Genomic DNA, 20,164 nt, shown 5'->3' with positions numbered 1-20,164 from the left:
AAATAAATAGCATTAAGCGATAATCGCATCCAGTGCAGTGTAGCTCAAGCATCTACTGCTATTCATGGCAGTCAAAGCGTCCCGTTGGCGCGCAACGCCGCAAAATTAAATTGCGGCAAGTACGCTTCATTCGCCAGCAACAGTTCATTGAGTAGCGGCCGCGCATCAACATCACTGTGCACCAGCGGATTGATGGTCAAGGCCTTCAGGGCAGTGGCGTAATCGCCAGTTACTGCGGCCTCACACCCCACTTGTTCAAAAGCCTTCATTTCGCGCACAATGCCGGCGGCCGCCACAGGCAAATGGCCCACTGTCAGTGGCATTGGGCCGTGACTGGTAATCACGCAATTCAACTCCATCACCGCGTCAGGGGCCAAGTCAAGGCACGCCCCATTGTTCGGCACATTAACGGTTTGAATATCGCGCCGATCCGCATATAACCCATAGATTAAATTGCACGACGCCTGACTGTACCCTGATCCGCCGCGCTTTTTTAGTTCCGGCGGCACGGTGTTCAGCTGCGGGTCACGATAAAGGTCAAACAGCTGATGCTCCAGCCGCTGTGCCACCACCGCGCGCGAGCCTTCGTGACTGGCGGCGCGGGCTTCTTCCGCCACCACTTGCTTGGTTTTCCAGTAATATTGGAGATAGCTAATCGGCACCACGCCGAGGCTTTGAAGAAAGTCGCGGTCCCAATTGCCCACGCCAGGATTGTCGACGCGCTGGTGTTCGGTAGTGACCAGATCAATGACATGGCGCGTCACATCGACCCCATCCAAATAAATATGCTTAGCGAACACGAGGTGATTGAGCCCGATGAACGCGGTGTCAACATGCTCCCGGGTGGTTTGCAGCGCATTCACAATATCACGCTGGATGTTATCAGGGCCATTGCACAGCCCAATGACTTTCTTCCAGCCGGTGTAATGCGTCACCGCCTCGGCCATCATCCCGGCTGGATTGGCAAAATTGATCAACCAGGCATCAGGGCACAGCTCGGTCATTTCCTTCACAATCGCCAGCAGTACGGGAATCGAGCGCAGCGCCATCATCAACTCCCCGGCGCCATTGGTTTCTTGACCGACCAGCCCATATTTCAACGGAATGTTTTCATCGTTGACCCGCGCCGGCAGCTGCCCCACGCGAAATTGGGTGGTGACAAAATCGGCGTCCTTCAGCGCTGCCCGCCGATCCAAAGTCGTGATGATCTTCAGCGGCCGGTGCGCGCGTGCGACCATCCGCTTCGCCATCGCGCCAATAATCGCCAGCTTTTCTTCCCCTGCTGGCACATCCACCAGCCACAGTTCCTTGACCGGCATGTCATCGTACCGATCCAAAAACCCTTGGACCAACTCAGGTGTGTAACCTGAACCGCCGCCAATCGTGGCCACTTTGATTGCTTTTTTACTCATGTTTTCCCTCCGCAAACTTTGATACCCTCACTATACGAAGCGGCACTCACTCCAGCTAGGCTTAAGGTGGCATTGGGCAAATGGGCGGCAAATGGGCATTTGTGACTTTGGTGATACGCACTGTATCATTCGCGGTACAATAGCGCTGGAGGTATTGCCTATGCTATTTCTCGATCATCCTGTCGCTCTATCTGATGTCGACTTAAGTATCTACAAATACGTGCTACAACACCTGGACCAGGTCAGCTACATGCGTATTCGCGAATTGGCGGCTGCCACCCACAGTAGCACCGCCAGTATTCAGCGCTTTTGTCACAAGTTCGAATGCGCCGGTTTCTCGGAATTCAAAATTCGCCTGAAGCTCTTCGCCACTGAGCAGGCCGCCAAAAGCCGCCCGGCGCCAGTGGATTCAGGCATGTACATCAACTTCTTCCACCGCGTCAGCACCCCAGATTTCGACCGCAATATTCAAGCGGCGGTCAAACTGCTGCGGCAATGTGAACTGGTGCTTTTCATCGGCGTTGGCTCGTCGAATGTCATGGCCGAATATGGCGCGCTGTACTTCTCCTCGCTGTTTCACATGGCGGTGCGGATTGAAGACCCGGTGACTTATCCACAGCGGTATTTTCCTAAGGCGCTGCTCGACCACGCTTGCGTTGTGGCGCTTTCGGTATCGGGCGAAACGCCTGAAATTATCAGCTACCTAAGCAATCTGAGTTTCCGCAATAGCCACACAATTTCGATCACCAACAGTGCCCAATCCACTGTCGCGCGACTGACGGATGTCAATATCGCTACCGACATCGCCAAGGAAAGCTACGTCGAACAAGATGTTACATCGCAGGTGCCGTGCTTGTTTACGTTGGAGTATATTGCCAAGCTGCTGCATGAGGAAGTCGGGGCGGGGTGAGTGACGCAAAACGGTTACCAATTCAAGAACATCCACTGACTGTTTATGTACCCCGAAAAATTTCTTGATCTTTCGGATATAAATCGATTAATCAATCGCTTTAACACCCTTTATGGCACTCGATTCAGGCAGTTATAGCGGTAAACAAAGCTAGTGTCAATACTTTTTATCTCTGCTACACTTATACCGCTGGGAGCAACTCACCTAGAGCCTCCCGGCGGTGAATCGAATGGAACTTCTCTTCACTTATGTCATCGCTCCGGCGATGGCATCGCTACTGGCAACGGGCATCACTGCTGCTTGTCGGCATGTGCTGCAACAGCACCAGCAGCCTAACAGTCAGCGCGCACGTCACTGCGGTCATCATCGTCGACGGCGTTAACGTTGACTAACGGCGCAGCGGCCAGGTCTCACTAACCTGGTCACTGCGTTTTTGATTGCAACAAAAAACGGGTGCCCATTAAGGACGCCCGCCGCCGGCTTACATCAGGTCACTACTCCCGATGCGGTGATCGACATGGAATTTCTCTTCGCTGTCATTATAACAGGTAATCAACTGATTGACTAATCAATTGATTAAGCTTGTTTCTCTGCTCCAACGGCCCGCTCTTTATGCGCCCACTTGCGATAAGCCAAGCGCACGAGCTTGTCGGCTTCGGTGACAATCAGGGTAATCACCCCGGCACCGACTGCAACGCCCCATTCCAGCCAGGACATCCCCGCGGTGCGGAAGACATCTTGCATGAAGGGCACGTAGGTGATCGAGAACTGCAGGAGCATCATCAAACCAATGACGACGAACGCCATCGGGTTCTTGAAGAACTGCTTCGACAGCGCCGGTGCACTGGTGCGAATGTTGAACAGGTAGAAAATCTTCCCCAGGATGATGATGTTAACCATCATCGTGGACGCCACCGTGGCGGTGACATAGCCATTATCCAGCAAGAAGTCATGGGCAATCAGTCCAATCCCGGAAATCATCACCGACACATAAATCATCTGCACAATGTCATGCAGGTTCATCATGCTAGCGGTGTTCGAGCGCGGCGGCCGCGCCATGATGCCGGGTTCCGCCGGTTCCCAGATAAACGCGAATTGAATCGTGATGGCCGAAACCATGTTGATCCACAGCATTTGGCTGGCGTTCAGCGGCATGTTGTCTTGAGTCAAAATCGTAAACGCGATGACCAAGCCTTCCGCAAAACTGGTCGGTAGCAGGAACAAGATACTCTTTTTGATGTTGTCATAAATCCGCCGACCTTGGGCAATCGCCTTTTCCATGGTGGTGAACTTATCATCGGTCAAAATCATATCCGCCGCGTCTTTCGCCACGTCGGTCCCGGATTGACCCATGGCCACCCCGATATCCGCCTTCTTCAGCGCTGGCGCGTCGTTCACGCCGTCGCCGACCATGGCGGTGACATTACCGGCCTCTTGCAAGGCCGTGATAATGGCGAGTTTGTCCGCCGGCGTGGTGCGGGCGAAGACATCCGTGGCCACCATTGCTTTGGTGCGGTCGGCGTCATTTAACGCCGCCAGCTCGCTCCCGGTGATTACGGTTGGGGAGTCCGCCAAGCCCAGCTTTTTGGCAATCGCCAGCGCGGTGTCTGGGTGGTCCCCGGTGATCATCCGCACCTTGACCCCAGCCATGCGCATGTGAGCAATCGACTCAATGACTTCTTCCCGCGGTGGATCAATGATGGCCGCCAGCCCTAAGAAGGTCACGCCAGCCGTGCACAGTTCATCGGTGATTTCAGTCACGTCTGCGCCAACGGTTTGCGCCGCCACCGCGATGACGCGCTGGCCGTTTTGGGAATAGTTCTTAGTCAGATCCAGGTAGCGTTGCGCATCAAAATCAGGGTCCGCGGCCTGCGCCATCGGCAACACCTTATCCGGTGAGCCCTTGACGAACAAGCGGTGCTTCCCATTCGGCAGCGCCATCAACTTGGCCATGTACCGGTTATCCGAGTCAAATGGCAGCATATCCAGTTCTTCGTAGTCCGATTCTTCTTCATAACCCTTGAAGTACGCGGTTAAAAACGAGCCATCTGTCGGTTCACCGTTGATTTCGTATTTGCCATCGATTTTCGCCAGCGTGGTATCGTTGGCTTCAAAGCCGGCAATCAGCAAGTCGCGCAAGTCGGCGCGGTCCTGCGGCGTCACGGTTTCGCCGTGCAAAGTAAAGTGGCCGGTTGGCGTGTAGCCCGTGCCGGACACTTCATATTCGTGCTTAGGGGTGACGATTTGGGTGATGGTCATTTCGTTTTTCGTCAGCGTCCCGGTTTTATCTGTGGCAATGACATCGACCGAGCCCAAGGTTTCCACCGCCGGCAAGGTTTTGACGATGGTGTTTTCCTTGCGCACCAGCTGCTGCATCCCCATGGCTAACACCACGGAAGTTGTCGCCGGCAGGCCTTCTGGCATCGAGCCCACCACCATGGTGACAATGGCCAACGCCAAAGTGCCGATGGTGTATTGACCCGACCACATACCGAGGCCGAATAGCACCACGGCCACGGCCAAAATGCCGTACGAAATGCCTTTCCCAAGGTTGTCGAGTTCACGCATCATCGGGGTTTTCCCTTTGCGCACGTCGGCAACCGCTTGTGAAATCTTACCCAGTTCAGTATCTTTCCCAGTCGCTACGACCAGCCCCATCCCGGAACCTGTCGCGACCGCGGTGGAGGCAAACGCCATATTGGTTTGCTCTGCGAGCGGCGTCTCTGCCGGTAAGGCTTCGACTTGCTTTTGCACGGAATTACTTTCACCGGTCAAAGCGGCTTCTTGAATCGAAAGATTATCAATGTCGAACAGGCGCAGGTCAGCCGGAACATTATCCCCGGCTTCGAGGAACACCACATCGCCCACCACAATGTCGGCCGTGTCGATATCGACCCGTTCGTCATCGCGGTAAACCGTGGCGGTGTGGGCCAGCATCTGCTTGATTTTTTCAAGCGCGTTGCTGGCGTTATTCTCCTGCGAATAACCGATGATCGCATTGATAATAATGACCAAGGCAATAATGATCGTATCGGTCATATGCCCCATCACCGTCGTCAGCACCGCGGCCCCAATCAAAATATAAATGATCAGGCTGTTGAACTGACGGATGAAAATGACCCATTTAGGTGTCGTGTGCGACTCCAACGCATTCGGCCCATTTTGTGCCAAACGCTTTTGTGCCTCTTCACTGGTTAAGCCAGCCTCTAAATCAGGCACATCGAGTTCTTGTTGAAGGGTAGTTACGTCTAAATGGGTCATCGGCCTATGTTCACCGGGATCGTCCATATATCATCATCCTTTTTCTCATAAATTTGGCAGAATTTTCCTGCTCGTATCTCATATTTTAACCAAACCAAAAGCGCAAAGCAACAGGACTCGGGACTGATTTACACGCTGTGGAGTAAGGCCGGTCTTAGCCTGATGATTAGCCTAGCTTAAGGCATTACCGCCGCTTTTTGGCGGTGAGGCATTAAGCGTAGCTAATCACTCAGGCGTTGGCCTTACGCAGCGCAACTGGACGGCTGCGAACGAAGGCGCCTTTAGCCTGATGATTAGCCTTTAAATATAGAAAAAAACCAGCCCCATCACCGCCTGCGCGGTCAGAGTTGGCTCACATCTCAAAACAAATAATTTACAGCGTTGCTTCCAGCTGCTCGGCCCCGGTTTCCAGAATTTCCATCAGCTTAATCGTCTGCTCAGGCGTCACCACTTGCGGCGCGCCTTCGGTCAGGGTTTTAACCAATGCTTCATAGAAATATTGATACCCACCGACTGCCGAAACCACTTTTTCCTCGTGGAATTGGCCGGCATCATCCATATAGGATAAAATCCCGTACTGATCTGGGGTATCGACGCCAAAATCAGGGTGATCAGGACTTGGCATGTAGAATTTTTTCATCATGGCCTCTTGCTGATCAGTTTCCTGCTTCAGGAAGCGCCCGCGCGTGCCGTAAACCACAAAGGACGGCCGATAAATCAGACGGAAGTGACTGGACTTCACCGAAATCTTCAAGCCCTTGGGATAATGCAAATCAAGATCGAAGTAATCGGCATCATGGCCCGGCCCCAGCATCTGATGCACGTCATACTGAATGGACTCTGGAGCACCCCAGTATGACAGCACTTGATCCACTGTGTGCACGGCGTGACCGTATAAGAAGCTGCCTAGGCGCGAGTAGCCGGTACTCTGCTCGGAAGATTGCGGCCGGTAGTAGTCAAAATTGTTTTCGACTTCATAGACTTGACCGAGCTTGCCGGACTCAATCACCTTTTGCACGGTCAAGAAATCAGAATCGAAACGCCGGTTCTGGTAGCCTTCCAGCAGCAAGCCCTGCTTTTTCGCAAAGGCAAACAACTCCTTTGCCTGCGCCGCGGTTTCAGTAAACGGCTTTTCCAGCAGCACGTTTTTACCATGGGTCAATGCCGCCATCGCTAGCTCGTAGTGCGCAGCCGGCGGTGTGGTGATGGCCACCAGCGTCACTTCGGGGTCGTTCCAGATGTCGTCGATGTTTGTCGTGTAAGCAACGCCTGGTTGCTTCGGCCATGGTGAATTATCATGGCGCGCATAAATCGTTTTGATCTTCAGACCGGCCACCTGCTGAGAAAAAGGCAGGTGATAGCGGTTGGTCGCCTTGCCGTTGCCGATATATGCCATTGTAATCATCGTGATAACCTCCATCAGGTTGGGATAACTTTACTGTAGCGAAATTGCCCGGGAAATACAAAGCTCAGGCCACAAATGGCCCGCGGTTGAATTGCGTATCGACCCATTTGGTAAATAGTGGCACCCACTGCGCCACCACCGGTTCAATACCGTATGCATTGCGCTGGCTGTAAGTTTCATGCGTCGCCAGGCTCAAGCCATGCCCGCCACTTGGAAACAGATGGAGCTCAAAGGACACGTGATTAGCCTGCAAAGCGTTGGCGAAAAGCAGCGTGTTTTCTACTGGCACAGTATCGTCCGTCACGGTGGCCCACAGGAAAGTCGGCGGTGTCGCCGGGCTCACCTGGTGTTCCAGCGAAACTGCCGCCAGTGCTGCCTCGTCTGGCTTCGGTCCCAGCAAATTCAGGAAGGAGTCGCGATGAGCAAACTTGCCGGCCGTAATCACCGGGTAAGCCAACATCAACGCGTTCGGCTTAACCTCAGCGGCATTGAAACCATACCGTTTCAAGAGTGGACCATCCCAACTAGTGCCTAAGCTGCCAGCCAAATGCCCGCCGGCGGAAAAGCCAGCCACCACAATCTGATCAGGATTGATGTGCCACGCCGCCGCATTTTGCCTGGTCAGTTGCATCGCCGTGGCTAACTCCAGCAGTGCGGCCGGGTACGGATGATTTTGGCCAACACTGTAGCGCAACACCAAGGCCTGGTACCCCGCCGCCAGCAGGCGCAGCGCCACTGGCTCGGCTTCGCGATCAGACACGAACGCATAACCGCCGCCAGGACAGATGAGCACTGCCGGCCGCACGCGGGCTGGTTCAATTTCCGGCGAGTTGTCGGCTAAATATGCAGTTAGCGTGGCATTGTTGGTTAAGTCGGTTTGAAGTTGCTTGACGATGAGTTGCATGACGATAGCCTCCTACGCATGATGCGTTAGCTTCAGTGTAGCGCAAATTTATCGCACAGAAACGCAAACTTTATCGGGCTTAAAAAACCTATTTATAAAATGACATTAGAATTCAACCAGTGTTAGATAATAATTTAAGTATATTGCTGATAAATGTTGGTTTCTCTTGTATAATGCCTGCGTTAAGGAGGATACTTTTTTGAAAAAATATTTCGTGATTTTGGCCACGACCAGTTGTCTTGGCCTTACTACCGCCACTTGGTCTGCGGCTACGCCAGTCGCAGCCGCCACCACGACCAGCGTGCAGTCAGTTAACTCAGGCTTTGAGGTTGGTAATTTCACCTTCATGCTGGACGGGCAAAGCCACCAGTCAGATATTGCCGATGTGGTGGCTGGCCAGACCTACTCAGGCGAACTCATTGTTAGTTACTACGGCCTCACCGGTGAGTTGCCGCTTGATGCGCTCATTATTTTGAGCAATAATCCCGCAGTGAAAATTGTCACCGGCCAAGCCACTGCGTCTGACCCAACTGCGCCTAGTGGGACGTTCACCATCCCGTTCACGTTAACGGTTACCGGTGATACCGACAGCTATGTATTTGCCAATATCAGCTTTCACCGCACGGATGGCGGGCAGATGACAGGCTACTCACAAGGCCAGACGTTTCATATCACCGGCCAAAGCGAACCAACACCAGGCCCTGATCCGGAACCGGGTCCAGATCCAGAACCAGGCCCAGATCCAACGCCGGATCCGAAACCAGATCCGAAACCAGATCCGAAACCAGACCCGAAACCTGATCCAAAGCCGGACCCGAAGCCGACGCCTAAACCCACGCCAGTGCCAACGCCGGGGTCAACCACTAATACCGCAAGCTCGGCTAAGCAGTCCCGCTCATCGCGGCCAGCAACGGCAGCCAACCGCCTACCAGCCACCGGCGACAAGGCCAACCCGCTAGTCGCTTTAGCCGGCGGCGCCTTGCTGCTTGGTCTCTTCGGTCTCGGTCTTTTACGCCGCCATTAACGCGATTCAAAAATAGCCTTCATCACTCGCAGTCGAGTTGATGAAGGTTATTTTTGAATCGCAACAAGCTATCCCCAGCCGAGCAGTCGAATCACGGCCATGGCGATGACACCCACCAGCACCACCGCTAGCAAGCTCTTGGTGATTACCGCCGTCACCACTGCCGGCAGTGAGGCCAAGAGATTTTCCCAGTTGACGCCAGGCCAGGCGCCAGGGCGATACACCAGCAAACTTTCAACAAAAATCGCTGTCAAAATCGCCACCGGCACAAAGCTCAAAAACCGCACCACTGCCGCCGGAAGCGTGGTAGTTTTCACCAGGACAAACGGCACGACCCGCAGCAACCAGGTGACCAACCCACTCAGAACAATGGTTAGGAGAATATAATTTGTCATCGCTTCACCGCCACCATTCCGAATAAGCAGCCCAGCACCGTTGCCACCAAAATCGCCGAGGTGCCTGGGATGAAACGCATGAGCACAATCATCGTCAGCGCCACAAACCCTGCCACGGTAAGATGCTGGAGTAGCGGCCGTGTTTTATCGGTGATCATCTGCAGGTACAGCAGCCCAATGAACATCGCCACCACCGCAAAATCCAACCCGAACGTTTTAGCATCGGGAATCATGTTGCCAATCAGCACCCCGACCATCGTCGCCACGCACCAAACGAGGTAGGCGCCAAGGTTGGCGGCATGAAACCAGGCCGGTTTCAGCTGCCGCTTGGTCGCGTTCAACTTATTCATCGACAAGGCGAAGGTTTCATCGGTGAGCAGGCTGCCGATCAACACATTTTGGGTTAAGGATTCTTTTTTGAGATAAGGGGCGACGGTCATCGACATTAGGCTCATGCGGGCGTTGATCAGAAATACCGACGCCACCATCGCCCCGATTGGACTACCGGCGATGAGCATGCTGGCCAACACGAATTGCGCCGAGCCGGCATAGACAATCAAGGACATCAGCATCACCAGCCACACTGACAAGTGCGCGGTGTGCGCGACCACGCCAAACGCCAGCCCCACGCCAATATAGCCGAACACCGTGGGCAAAACGTCCTTCAACCCCGCGCGAAAACTCAAGTCGCCTGTCATCTGCCTGCCTCCCAACATTAAAAACTAGTTAGAACTAGTTTAGCAATTGTGGGCGAGGTTGCAAGGAAAAGCTGAAAACAAAAAGCCAGACTGCTTAGTCTGACTTTTTACCGGGCCACAAAATAATCCGGATACTGCTTCAGCAAACTGCCTTCTTCTTCCAGCATCAACTTCAAATGCTGCCCAACCAGCTTTTCACCGGCGGCCGCATCCCCAGCGGCCACGGCCTGCAAAATCTCCTGGTGCTGGGCAATGATGGTTTTCCAATCCAGCGCCGTGACCGACAACCGGAGCCAGCGGAAGCGGTCCAGCTGCATGTTCAAACTCTGGAGCCACTGCCAGACGGTGTCTTTATTTGCCGCCTGGAACAAGGCGTGATGGAAATCATTATCGAATTGGAAAAAAGCGCGCGGGTCGCGGGTTTCGGACATCACTTCCGCTTGGGCAATTAGGCTTTTCAGCGTGGTGAGCAGCGTCGCGCTATGGGCCTGAATCGCCTCTTTGACAATGCGCCGCTCCAGCACTTCCCGCACGAAACGGGCGTCCTCAGCGACAGTGAGGTCGATTTTGGTGATGTAGGTCCCGCTTTGGGGAATCATTTCCACCAGGCCTTGCTGGCGCAGTTGAATCATGGCTTCGCGCAGCGGCGTGCGGCCCAGTCTAAGCTGGGTCATCAAAGTGGCTTCGCTAATTTTTTCGCCTGGAATAAGCTCGGCATGGATGATCATGTCGCGCAGTTGGTCGTAGGCGGTGGTTTGCATGTTACCGGCTGGATTTTGCACGTTGGTCCCTCACTTTTCGGTCGTCAAACGGATGACTGCCCTCATATTGTAACGCTTTCTCAAATTTTAATTGACAAAGGAGGCCTGCCTCGTTATGATGAAATCGTATTCATATACTAATATATCAGTTTGGAGGAAAAAGTACAATGAAAGACAAGATCATCAATGGGCTTAACCGCGTTGCGCTGGTTGTGAACAACAACAAGTACATCTCCGCGATTAAGGAATCATTCTACTCTTTGATCCCGATCATTATCACCGGGGCCTTTGCGACTTTGTTTTCCAGCATGGTCTTCGATGACGTCAACGGGCTGGCGCAGATCAAAGCCTTGCACTGGCTGGTCACATTCAAGCCAATCACGGCCGCCATCAACTATGCCACGCTGAGTTTCTTCACTATTTATGCCGTGTTCCTGATTGGGATTCAAATGGGGAAACGCAATCACATCGAGGGTTACTTCCCTGGCGTCATCGCCCTCATGAGTTATGTCAGCATCAACCCTTCTATTTATAACTTTGTCACCAGCAATAATAAGACGATTGCGGTTACGGACGTTTTCGCTAAGCAATATACCGATACTAAGGGCCTGTTCCTTGGGATGTTCATTGCCATCATTTCCGTTGAACTTTACAACTGGCTGCGGCACCGTAAAGCCCTGATCATCACGATGCCAGACAGTGTGCCAAGTAACGTTTCGGTCAGCTTCTCTGCTTTGTTCCCAACCATGTTCACCGTTGCCATCATTGCTTTGGGCAGCTTCCTGGTGAACTTGGCCACTGGCATGTCCCTGTTCGACATTATTTACAGCTTGGTTCAACAACCACTGCAAAACGTCGTGCAAGGCCTGCCTGGGATCTTGCTGCTGATGCTGGTTTCCCAAGTGTTCTGGTTGATCGGGATTCACGGCAACCAGATGATCAAGCCCATCCGCGAACCCCTGCTGATTGCGGCGATCACCGCCAACACCGAAGCTTTTGCTGCTGGCAAGCCACTGCCAAACGTCATCACCATGCCTTTCTGGGATATGTATATGAGCATGGGTGGTTCCGGGTTAACCATTGGCTTGTTGATTGCCATTTTCATGGTCAGCAAGCGAGAAGACTTCAAGGCCATCGCCAAGTTGTCCTTCATCCCTGGTCTGTTCAACATTAACGAACCCGTCATCTTCGGGATGCCAATCGTGCTGAACCCAATCTTGGGGATTCCATTTGTCATCACCCCACTGGTCACTGGGACCATCGGCTACATCGCCACCATTACTGGGTTTGCGGCCAAAGCCTATGTTTACACGCCTTGGCCAACGCCACCTTTGATTTCTGGCTTCTTGGCCACTGGCGGGAGCTGGGGCGCGGTTGCCACTCAGGTGGTCTGCATCCTCGTTTCCATTCTGATTTACCTGCCATTCGTCAAAATCGCGAATAATCAGCGCAACCTCGCTCAAGACGTTGCCGATGCCGCTGATCAAGCCGACGCTAAGGCCTAATTTTCACTTGCAATACAGGCGGATCTGACCGACAACGTCAGGTCCGTTTCTCATTTCCCGTCACGCAGCCGTTATCATAGGAGGACTTCATGCAAATTCCAGAACAATTTCAATTAGGCGCCGCTTCTTCCGCCTGGCAAACAGAAGGTTGGAAAGGCAAAAAGCCGGGCCAAGACTCCTACTTGGATGATTGGTACAAAAACGAGTATTTCGTTTGGCACAATGGCAAAGGCCCAGACGTGGCCACCGACTTCATGACCCGATATCAGGAAGATATCGATTTAATGAAGGAAATTGGCCTGAAAACCTACCGCACCTCGATTAACTGGGGCCGCTTTTTCACCGATTACGAAAAGCTCACGGTCGATGAAGACTACGCCCAGCACATTGATGATGTGATCAACGCCTTGCTCGCCGCCGGCATCAAGCCGATGATTGCGATGGAACACTATGAAGTGCCGCAATTCCTGCAGGATAAATTCGGCGGCTGGAATTCTCGCGAAGTCGTCCGGCTGTTCGTCGAATACGCCCGCATTTTGTTCAAGCGCTACGGCGACCGGGTCTGCGACTGGTTCACCTTCAACGAACCGATCGTGCCGCAAACCCGCATTCACCTCGACGGCGTGCGCTACCCGCATGACCTCAATCCGCAAAAGTGGATGCAGTGCAATTACCACAAAGTCCTCGCCATTGCGCTGGTGGTGAAAGCCTACCGGGACATGGAACTACCCGGCCGGGTGGGCATCATCCACAACTGGGAATTCGCGTATCCCCGCGCCGCGGGTTATCAACCCGATGTTGACGCCGCGCATGCCTATGACCTGTTCCACAACCGCCTGTTCGTCGACCCCTTGCTCAAAGGCCACTACAGCCATGAGCTCTTGACCTTGCTGGATCACAACGACATCCAGTTCAAGGCGGAGCCGCAAGACGATGGCATCATTGCGGCAAACACCATCGACGTGATTGGCCTGAATCTGTACTTCCCCGCGCGCGTCAGGGAACCGGAACACCTGTGGAATCCGCAAGCCGCCTTTAATCCGCGTAAGTACTACGACGATTTTGTCCTGCCAGGGCGCAAGTTTAACGCCTCCCGCGGCTGGGAAATCTACCCGCCAATGATGTACGACCTTGCCATGATCATGAAGCATGAATACAACAACTTCCCGTGGTTTATCAGTGAAAACGGCATGGGCATCGAAAACGAAGCTCAATTCCGCGATGACAGCGGCATGATCAATGACGACTACCGCATCAACTTCATCCAGGAACACCTGCACTGGCTAATCAAGGCAGTGAACGAAGGCGCCAACTGCGAAGGCTACATGCTCTGGGCCTTCACCGATTGCGTGTCCCCGATGAACGCCTTCAAGAATCGTTACGGTCTGGTGGAAATTGACCTCGAGCACAACCTCGCCCGCCGAATGAAACGCTCGGGCCTCTGGTATCGTGACCTGATCAAAAACCGCACCTTGCCTGATACCACCGCTTTTGCCAAAGGAGTATACGCTTAATGACCATGAAAATGAGTTTCCGCTGGTTCGGTGAAGATGCCGATCCCGTCAAGTTACAACAAATTCGTCAGCTCCCTGGCGTGAATCAAATCGTTGGCACCTTGTTCGACCAGCCGGCCGGCGCCGCCTGGCCAGAAGCCGAAATCGCCGCTTTGAAGCAGCAAGTGGAAGCTGCCGGCATGAAGCTAGAGGTCATCGAGTCCGTCAACATTCACGAAGATATCAAACTCGGTCGGCCGAGCCGCGACCAGTACATCGCAAATTACATCACCACCATCAAACGCCTCGCCAAGTACGGTATCAAGGTGATTTGCTACAACTTCATGCCGATTTTTGACTGGACCCGCACCGATCTGTTTTACCGGTTGCCAGACGGTTCCACCGACCTGGCCTTCGACCACACTCAGGTGCAAGGCAGCGCTCAAGCCATGATTGCCAAGGCCAAAGCCGCGCATGATGAATACCCGATGCCCGGCTGGGAACCAGAGCGGCTTGATGACCTCGCCACGCTGTTTACCGCCTACGAAGGCGTCACCGAAGCCGACTTGGCGGAAAACCTGCGCTATTTCCTCGCCGCTATTATCCCGACCTGCGAAGCGGAGGGCATCAAAATGGCCATTCACCCGGACGACCCGCCGCAGCCGCTGTTCGGTTTGCCCCGCATCGTCAAGAACCGGAACGATCTGGACCGCATCATTCACATGGTCGACAGCCCGATGAACGGCCTGACCCTGTGCGTCGGCAGCCTCGGCGAAGACCCCGCCAACGACGTCCCTGCGATTATCCGCGAATTCGTCGGGCTGGATCGCGTCCCATTCGTGCATGCTCGCAACCTGAAGCGCGGGGCAAACGGCGACTTCCACGAAACCGCGCACGCCTCTTCGGCAGGCTCCATCGACATGTATGAGATCATCAACACCTTGACTGAAAGTGGCTTTGACGGCTACATCCGCCCAGACCACGGCCGCATGATTTGGGGCGAAACCGGCCGGGCCGGCTATGGCCTGTACGACCGCGCGCTTGGGAGTCAGTATCTGAACGGGCTGATTGAAGCATGCGCCAAGGCTGCGGAGTAGGGCCGCTTTAGCCGGATGGGTAGCCTAGCACCAAGCATTGCCGGCGTTCTTTGCCGGTGAGGTTTGGTGCGTAGCTATTCACTCCGGCGTTGGCCCTACGTAGCGCGACTAGGCTGGAAGAAAGACCGTTATTTGTCAGAATTCGCGTCCTTGGCCCCTTTAGTGATACTATTTTGAACGACGACTATCGCAAACACAGATTGGAGCAAACAAACACATCATGGAAATTGGATTGATTGGACTCGGAAAAATGGGTCTGAACCTGGCTCAGAACATGCAAGATCACGACCTGACCGTGAAAGCCTTCGACTTGATGCCAGAAGCCCGCACCCGCGCCGCTGAAGTCGGTGTCACCACCGCTGACACCCTAGCCGCCTTGATTGACAGCCTTCAGACCCCGCGCCTGATTTGGGTGATGGTGCCTGCCGGCAAACCCACCAAAGCGACCCTGCAGTCCTTGCGCGAACTGGCGAGTGCCGGGGACCGCATCATCGATGGCGGGAATTCCTACTATCAGGATTCGCTGGCGGAAGCCAAGGCCTTTGACGCCAAGCAAATGCACTTCTTTGACGTCGGCAGCTCAGGTGGCATGTCCGGCGCCCGGGCCAATGGGAACTTCATGATTGGCGGCGACAAGGCCGTGTTTGCGACAATTGAGCCGCTGTTTGAAGCCATCGCTCAGCCTGGTGGTTACCTCTACACTGGCCCCGCTGGCTCCGGTCACTATCTGAAAATGGTGCACAACGGCATCGAATACGGCATGATGGCGGCCATCGGTGAAGGCTTTGATGTGCTGGCCAACTCACCGTTCGACTATGACAACGAAGCTGTCGCTGCCATGTGGGATCATGGCAGTGTCATTCGCGGCTGGCTAATGGAGCTGGCAGCCGATGCCTTTTCCAAAGATCCGAAGCTTGAGCAGCTTAAAGGCGTGATGCACTCCAGTGGTGAAGGCGCCTGGACGGTTGAGGAAGGCATTCGCCAGCATACGCCCACGCCTGTGATCACTGCAGCCTTGATGGCGCGCTACAACTCCGAACGGACTGACACCATGACCGGTAAAGTCGTCGCCGCACTGCGCAACGAATTCGGCGGCCATCCGATCGACAAGAATTGAGTTTGATATGACAGAATCCATTATTGCAGTCGATATTGGCACCACCAGTACCAAAGTGGTCGCCTATGACCTCAATGCTAACGCGCTGGCCAGTGCCAATCATGGCTACCCGCTGACGCAAACCACGCCAGGCATGGCGGAACAAGCTCCAGCCGATTTGCTGGCGGCAGTGCAGGCTGGCGTGCGGGAAGTGTTAACCCAGATTGACGCTGCCCAGGTGATTGGCCTGAGCTTCTCCGGGGCCATGCACAGTCTGGTGTTGACCGATGCGGATAATCAGCCGCTGACGCAGATCATGACTTGGGCAGACAACCGGCCGGCGGCCATTGTAGACCAGTTGCACGAACCGGCCACAGCCGCGTTACTGCGGCAAACCGGCGTGCCGATTCATCCCATGACCCCCTTCGCCAAGTTGCTTTGGCTGAACCAAACGCAGCCCGGCCTGGTGGCGCGCGCAGCGCATGTGCTCGATCTCAAGAGCTATCTCTTTGCCGTCTTAACTGGGCAATATGTCATGGATGACAGCACCGCCAATGCCACGGGGTTGTTTTTCCCGGGAAATAAAGCTTGGGCCCCGGGCCTGCTGGCGCTGGCTGGGGTCACGGAGGCGCAGCTACCCACGCTGGTTGAAACCACCGCGCATGTGCCACTGGCTACGGCTGGAGCGGCATTACTGGATCTGCCGGTGGGCTTGCCGCTGGTGCTCGGCGCCACTGACGGCCCGTTGAGCAACCTCGGCCTCGGCGCGATTCGCCCAGGTGACGAAACACTGACCATTGGCACTTCCGCCGCCTTGCGCACCACGCTGCATGAGCTGCAGCTGGACCCCAGCGGCCAAACCTTCAGCTATTACCTCGCCCCTGGCTATTGGGTCAATGGCGGCCCGGTCAACAACGGCGGCAATGTCTTAAACTGGCTGCAGCAAGTCTTTGATCCAAGTCAGGAAGCCGACTATCCGGCGCTTTTGGCCGAGGCCGCTGAGGCCCCGGCGAATGCACATCACCTGGTGTTCCTGCCTTATCTGCACGGCGAACGGGCCCCGTTATGGGATTCCAACGCCTTCGGCAGCTACCTCGGTCTGACCGCTCAACACACCCGCGCCGACCTCATTCGTGCGGCAGTGGAAGGCATGCTGTTTAACCTCAAGTTGGTTGATCAAAAGCTGCAGCTGGCAGGCAGCGATGCACCGCTGTTTGCCGCCGGCGGCTTCGCCCAAAGTCCGTTTTGGTGCCAGTTGACCGCTGATATTTTGAACCGGCCGCTAAAGGTGTTGGACGGCGGCCAAAGCTCCGCGCGCGGGGCTGCTGCCATTGGCCTACTTGGCTTAGGCCGCTGGGACTCGCTGGCCCAAATCAACCAGGAACCAAGTGATTTTGCACATTATGCGCCTAATCCCGAGGTGGCTGCGCAATACGAGCAGTGGTGGCCGCGTTGGCAGCACATGTTTAAGGTGATGGCAACTGAATACGATGCGTTTAACGCGTAACTGTCATACAAAAAGGCGACTGACGAAAATGTCAGCCGCCTATTTATATCCTATTTCGCGCCAATCAGTTGTTCTTTGGCGTGAACCAACTGCGTCAACAGCTTGCAGTATGGCGTTGGAATGTCGTACTTCTCGCCTTTGCGCGCCACGGCGCCATCGATAAAGTCGATTTCGGTGAGCCGGTGGTGCTGCACGAGGTCTTGGTGCATGGAAGGATAGTGATCCGCAATGTTCGCCGTGAAGGTCGCCGCGACGTGATTGTAGACTTCAGTTTGATCCAGCTTGACGCCTTCCTTGGCCGCCACCGCCGCAAATTCAGCGATAATCGTGTGGAGCATGTCAGGCGCTTCCTTGGTCTTGCCAAATTGGCCGATATTGCAATCCAGCAAAGCGCACAGGCAGTTCAACGTGCCGTTGACGCACGCCTTACGCCAGATGGAATACTTTACGTTCTCACTATACTTGGGATGTAGGCCTGCTTTGTCAAAGACATTCACGACTTGCAGCGCAAAGTCTTTGCCCGCCGGCGCGAAGTTTTGCAGCTCCACTTCACCATCCCCAACCAGCTCGACATGGCCAGGGCCGGTCATGCCGGCAGTCCACATGGTAATGCCCAGAATCAGGTGATCTTTGGCCACGTATTGCTCCAAGACGTCTTCATGGCCGATCCCATTCAGCAGGCACAGCACGTAAGTATCCGGATGAATCAGCGCTTTGACCTGATCGAACATCGTCTTCAACTGGTTAGACTTGAGGAAGACGACAATCAAATCGGCTTGCACGCCACTTTTTTCGATTTCAGCCGGGGAGTAAATCGGCATCTTGGCACTGACCGCCTTGCCGTTAAAGTTGGCCTGAATGCCATCTTGACGAATGGCGTCGATATTGGTTTGCCAGCCGTCAACCAACGTCACGTCGTTGCCCGCCTGGTGCAACATCAAGGCGAACCGGCTGCCCATGCCGCCGACCCCTAAAACAGTGATTTTCATGATTTAACATCTTCTTTCAGGTTTATTCTACCGCCTTCAAGAAGTGGATTCAAAAGCTCAAGCCGCCTAAATGACTTGGTGCTCAATATGGCCACTCAACGCAACCGCCGGCTGACCACGCCGGTGAATCGTCGTCGGTGCGGTCAAAGTCACATCATCAAGCACGACGGTCGCCGCATCATCAATCTGGAGCAAAGGCTGACCGCTTGGCGGGGTCACCCGACACTGGCTGAGCTTCAACTGAACAGGCTGGCCATGGCCGAAGAATTTTGACGTCTGCTCAAGCTGGCCAATCACATCTCCCACCAAGCTCAGGACTCGCAATGGTTGCCCATCTTGCATGATGACCTTGTCGCCATAGTTGTAAGTGACCAAATTCCGGGCCTGGAACATCACCGAGTTGCTAATCTCAAAAGTCGTCGATTCGACCGCCGCATCAGCCGCCATCGCGTACCATTTCACCATGGCATGGGTATCATGGGTATTTTCACTGCGATGCGGGTATTCGCCAGGCCCGGTAAACAAGCAGCGTGTCACCTTAAGCTGGCGCCCACCAATGCGCAGGCTGTTGCATGCCGTATTCAAAACCGTATCATGCACCGTCAAATCGGTAATGTCATAGCCGGCAATACAGTCATCGCCGGACTTGATGACACTGTGCCCAATTTCAATGGTCTGAGAGTGATGCAAATCAAAGCCATCATGGCCGCCCAGCACCGTCACGCCATTAATCTGAACGTCCTTGCACCGCGCAATCACATGCGCCCAGTTCGCGGCGTTTTGGATGGTATAGTGCTTGAGCGTTAACCCTGAGACTCTGGCGAACACCATGCCCATGGGCCCACGAAACGATTCCTCACCGGCTGGGTCAAACACGTCCTGCCCATCAATGATGGCCCCCGGTTCGGCTTCAATCGTAATGTCGGTGGCATCATAAGCGGCAATGAGGGCGTGAAAATAATAAGGCGGCAAATGCCAGGCCTTAACACAGTATTCACTGTGCAAATAGGCGATATCCGGCTCTTCCCCAAAGGTCTGGTAATCATCCAAGTTGGTGGAACCTTTAATCAGGGCCCCGGTTTTGAGTAATAACCGTGTATTGCTGTACAGCCGAATGCTACCAATCACAAACTGCCCGGCTGGAACAACAACCGTTCCTCCACCGAGATCACGGCATGCATCTAACGCCGCTTGAAAGGCCTGGGTTTGAACAGCCGCAACGTTTGCCTTGACGCCATAATCAGTCACAATTAGCTCTGCCATTTTCGTCAAGTATCGTCACCTCTCTATCCATTATCGCGGTCAGAAAAATCATGAGCCAACATTAACACCATGCTGATTGCTCAAGTTGACTTTTCCAACCTTCAAACCCGTATACGCAAAAAGCATGCCAATTTAGGGCGAATGACGCCAAAAGGTTGCTTCTGTGGTAGTGAGTGCCGAGTATTCGGGTTAAACGAGTGGTCAAAGGCGATTCTTAAGCATTGGGTGTTTCACATGAAACCCGATTGTTTTAGATCGCACCAAACGATTTTCCCTCTATGCCAAAAAGAACCCGGCCAGCTTCTGGCATCGTTGACAGTGTTTTTCGCTAATTTGTTTCGACAGAATGTGGCCTTTTTCTTGCTTACGTAAATTGCAAGAACAAGTTAGCCAGTCGTTGAGGACAATCCCAGAACAGGCCGTTATCAAATAGAAGTTGTGGCG

16 protein-coding genes are annotated in these 20,164 nt (G+C 54.1%); 7 read left to right on the top strand and 9 right to left on the bottom strand.

Annotated features, from left to right (window positions below):
• Window positions 1–71: 71 nt before the first annotated feature.
• The gene (locus tag JUF11_RS07190; protein ID WP_204118996.1) at window positions 72–1,412 is read right to left on the bottom strand and encodes a 6-phospho-beta-glucosidase; all 1,341 of its coding nucleotides are present in this window, start codon (window positions 1,410–1,412) and stop codon (window positions 72–74) included.
• Window positions 1,413–1,572: 160 nt separating this feature from the next.
• Between JUF11_RS07190 and JUF11_RS07185 the strand changes: the two genes are divergently transcribed.
• Window positions 1,573–2,322, top strand: a complete 750-nt coding sequence (locus JUF11_RS07185) for a MurR/RpiR family transcriptional regulator (RefSeq protein ID WP_204118995.1) — start codon at window positions 1,573–1,575, stop codon at window positions 2,320–2,322.
• A 576-nt stretch (window positions 2,323–2,898) separates the two neighbouring features.
• On the opposite strand, the gene JUF11_RS07180 is transcribed toward JUF11_RS07185, so the two are convergent.
• From JUF11_RS07180 to JUF11_RS07170, 3 genes are all read right to left on the bottom strand, one after another.
• Complete coding sequence (locus JUF11_RS07180) at window positions 2,899–5,610, bottom strand: HAD-IC family P-type ATPase (protein ID WP_204118994.1); 2,712 nt, start codon at window positions 5,608–5,610, stop codon at window positions 2,899–2,901.
• Window positions 5,611–5,956: 346 nt separating this feature from the next.
• Window positions 5,957–6,988, bottom strand: a complete 1,032-nt coding sequence (locus tag JUF11_RS07175; protein WP_204118993.1) for a Gfo/Idh/MocA family oxidoreductase — start codon at window positions 6,986–6,988, stop codon at window positions 5,957–5,959.
• 64 nt (window positions 6,989–7,052) lie between these two features.
• Entirely contained in the window at window positions 7,053–7,892 is an 840-nt protein-coding gene (locus JUF11_RS07170) for an alpha/beta hydrolase (protein ID WP_204118992.1), read from the bottom strand.
• Window positions 7,893–8,091: 199 nt separating this feature from the next.
• On the opposite strand from JUF11_RS07170, the gene JUF11_RS07165 reads away from it, so the two are divergent.
• The gene (locus JUF11_RS07165) at window positions 8,092–8,916 is read left to right on the top strand and encodes an LPXTG cell wall anchor domain-containing protein (RefSeq protein WP_204118991.1); all 825 of its coding nucleotides are present in this window, start codon (window positions 8,092–8,094) and stop codon (window positions 8,914–8,916) included.
• A 68-nt stretch (window positions 8,917–8,984) separates the two neighbouring features.
• Here the strand turns inward: JUF11_RS07165 and JUF11_RS07160 are convergent, their stop codons facing one another.
• The 3 genes from JUF11_RS07160 to JUF11_RS07150 form a co-directional block, all read right to left on the bottom strand.
• Window positions 8,985–9,311, bottom strand: a complete 327-nt coding sequence (locus tag JUF11_RS07160; RefSeq protein ID WP_203633687.1) for an AzlD domain-containing protein — start codon at window positions 9,309–9,311, stop codon at window positions 8,985–8,987.
• The gene (locus tag JUF11_RS07155; RefSeq protein ID WP_204118990.1) at window positions 9,308–10,009 is read right to left on the bottom strand and encodes an AzlC family ABC transporter permease; all 702 of its coding nucleotides are present in this window, start codon (window positions 10,007–10,009) and stop codon (window positions 9,308–9,310) included. The genes JUF11_RS07160 and JUF11_RS07155 overlap by 4 nt, the downstream gene beginning before the upstream one ends.
• 107 nt (window positions 10,010–10,116) lie before the next feature.
• Window positions 10,117–10,791: a GntR family transcriptional regulator gene (locus JUF11_RS07150; RefSeq protein WP_204118989.1), complete on the bottom strand. Its 675-nt coding sequence runs from the start codon at window positions 10,789–10,791 to the stop codon at window positions 10,117–10,119.
• A 146-nt stretch (window positions 10,792–10,937) separates the two neighbouring features.
• On the opposite strand from JUF11_RS07150, the gene JUF11_RS07145 reads away from it, so the two are divergent.
• The 5 genes from JUF11_RS07145 to JUF11_RS07125 all read left to right on the top strand — a co-directional run bounded on the left by JUF11_RS07145 (window position 10,938) and on the right by JUF11_RS07125 (window position 17,468).
• Window positions 10,938–12,275, top strand: coding sequence for a PTS sugar transporter subunit IIC (locus tag JUF11_RS07145; protein ID WP_204118988.1), 1,338 nt, complete (start codon window positions 10,938–10,940; stop codon window positions 12,273–12,275).
• 89 nt (window positions 12,276–12,364) lie between these two features.
• Window positions 12,365–13,789, top strand: coding sequence for a glycoside hydrolase family 1 protein (locus tag JUF11_RS07140; protein ID WP_204118987.1), 1,425 nt, complete (start codon window positions 12,365–12,367; stop codon window positions 13,787–13,789).
• Window positions 13,790–13,794: 5 nt separating this feature from the next.
• Window positions 13,795–14,865: a mannonate dehydratase gene (locus JUF11_RS07135; RefSeq protein WP_204119071.1), complete on the top strand. Its 1,071-nt coding sequence runs from the start codon at window positions 13,795–13,797 to the stop codon at window positions 14,863–14,865.
• A 220-nt stretch (window positions 14,866–15,085) separates the two neighbouring features.
• On the top strand, window positions 15,086–15,982 hold the full coding sequence (gene gnd, locus JUF11_RS07130; protein ID WP_204118986.1) for a phosphogluconate dehydrogenase (NAD(+)-dependent, decarboxylating): 897 nt from the start codon (window positions 15,086–15,088) through the stop codon (window positions 15,980–15,982).
• Window positions 15,983–15,989: 7 nt separating this feature from the next.
• Window positions 15,990–17,468: a gluconokinase gene (locus JUF11_RS07125; RefSeq protein WP_204118985.1), complete on the top strand. Its 1,479-nt coding sequence runs from the start codon at window positions 15,990–15,992 to the stop codon at window positions 17,466–17,468.
• Between the two features lie 50 nt (window positions 17,469–17,518).
• Here JUF11_RS07125 and JUF11_RS07120 read toward each other — a convergent pair whose 3' ends face one another.
• Both JUF11_RS07120 and JUF11_RS07115 read right to left on the bottom strand, forming a co-directional pair.
• Window positions 17,519–18,457, bottom strand: a complete 939-nt coding sequence (locus JUF11_RS07120) for a 2-dehydropantoate 2-reductase (protein ID WP_204118984.1) — start codon at window positions 18,455–18,457, stop codon at window positions 17,519–17,521.
• Between the two features lie 66 nt (window positions 18,458–18,523).
• Window positions 18,524–19,720, bottom strand: a complete 1,197-nt coding sequence (locus JUF11_RS07115) for a glycosyl hydrolase family 28 protein (RefSeq protein WP_236000486.1) — start codon at window positions 19,718–19,720, stop codon at window positions 18,524–18,526.
• Window positions 19,721–20,164: the final 444 nt, after the last annotated feature.

Origin of the sequence: Lacticaseibacillus suilingensis (assembly GCF_016861845.1) — a bacterium.
Lineage (GTDB): Bacteria > Bacillota > Bacilli > Lactobacillales > Lactobacillaceae > Lacticaseibacillus > Lacticaseibacillus suilingensis.
The sequence above is the reverse complement of the archived record's forward strand: the minus strand, read 5'-3'. Positions and strand labels throughout refer to the sequence as shown.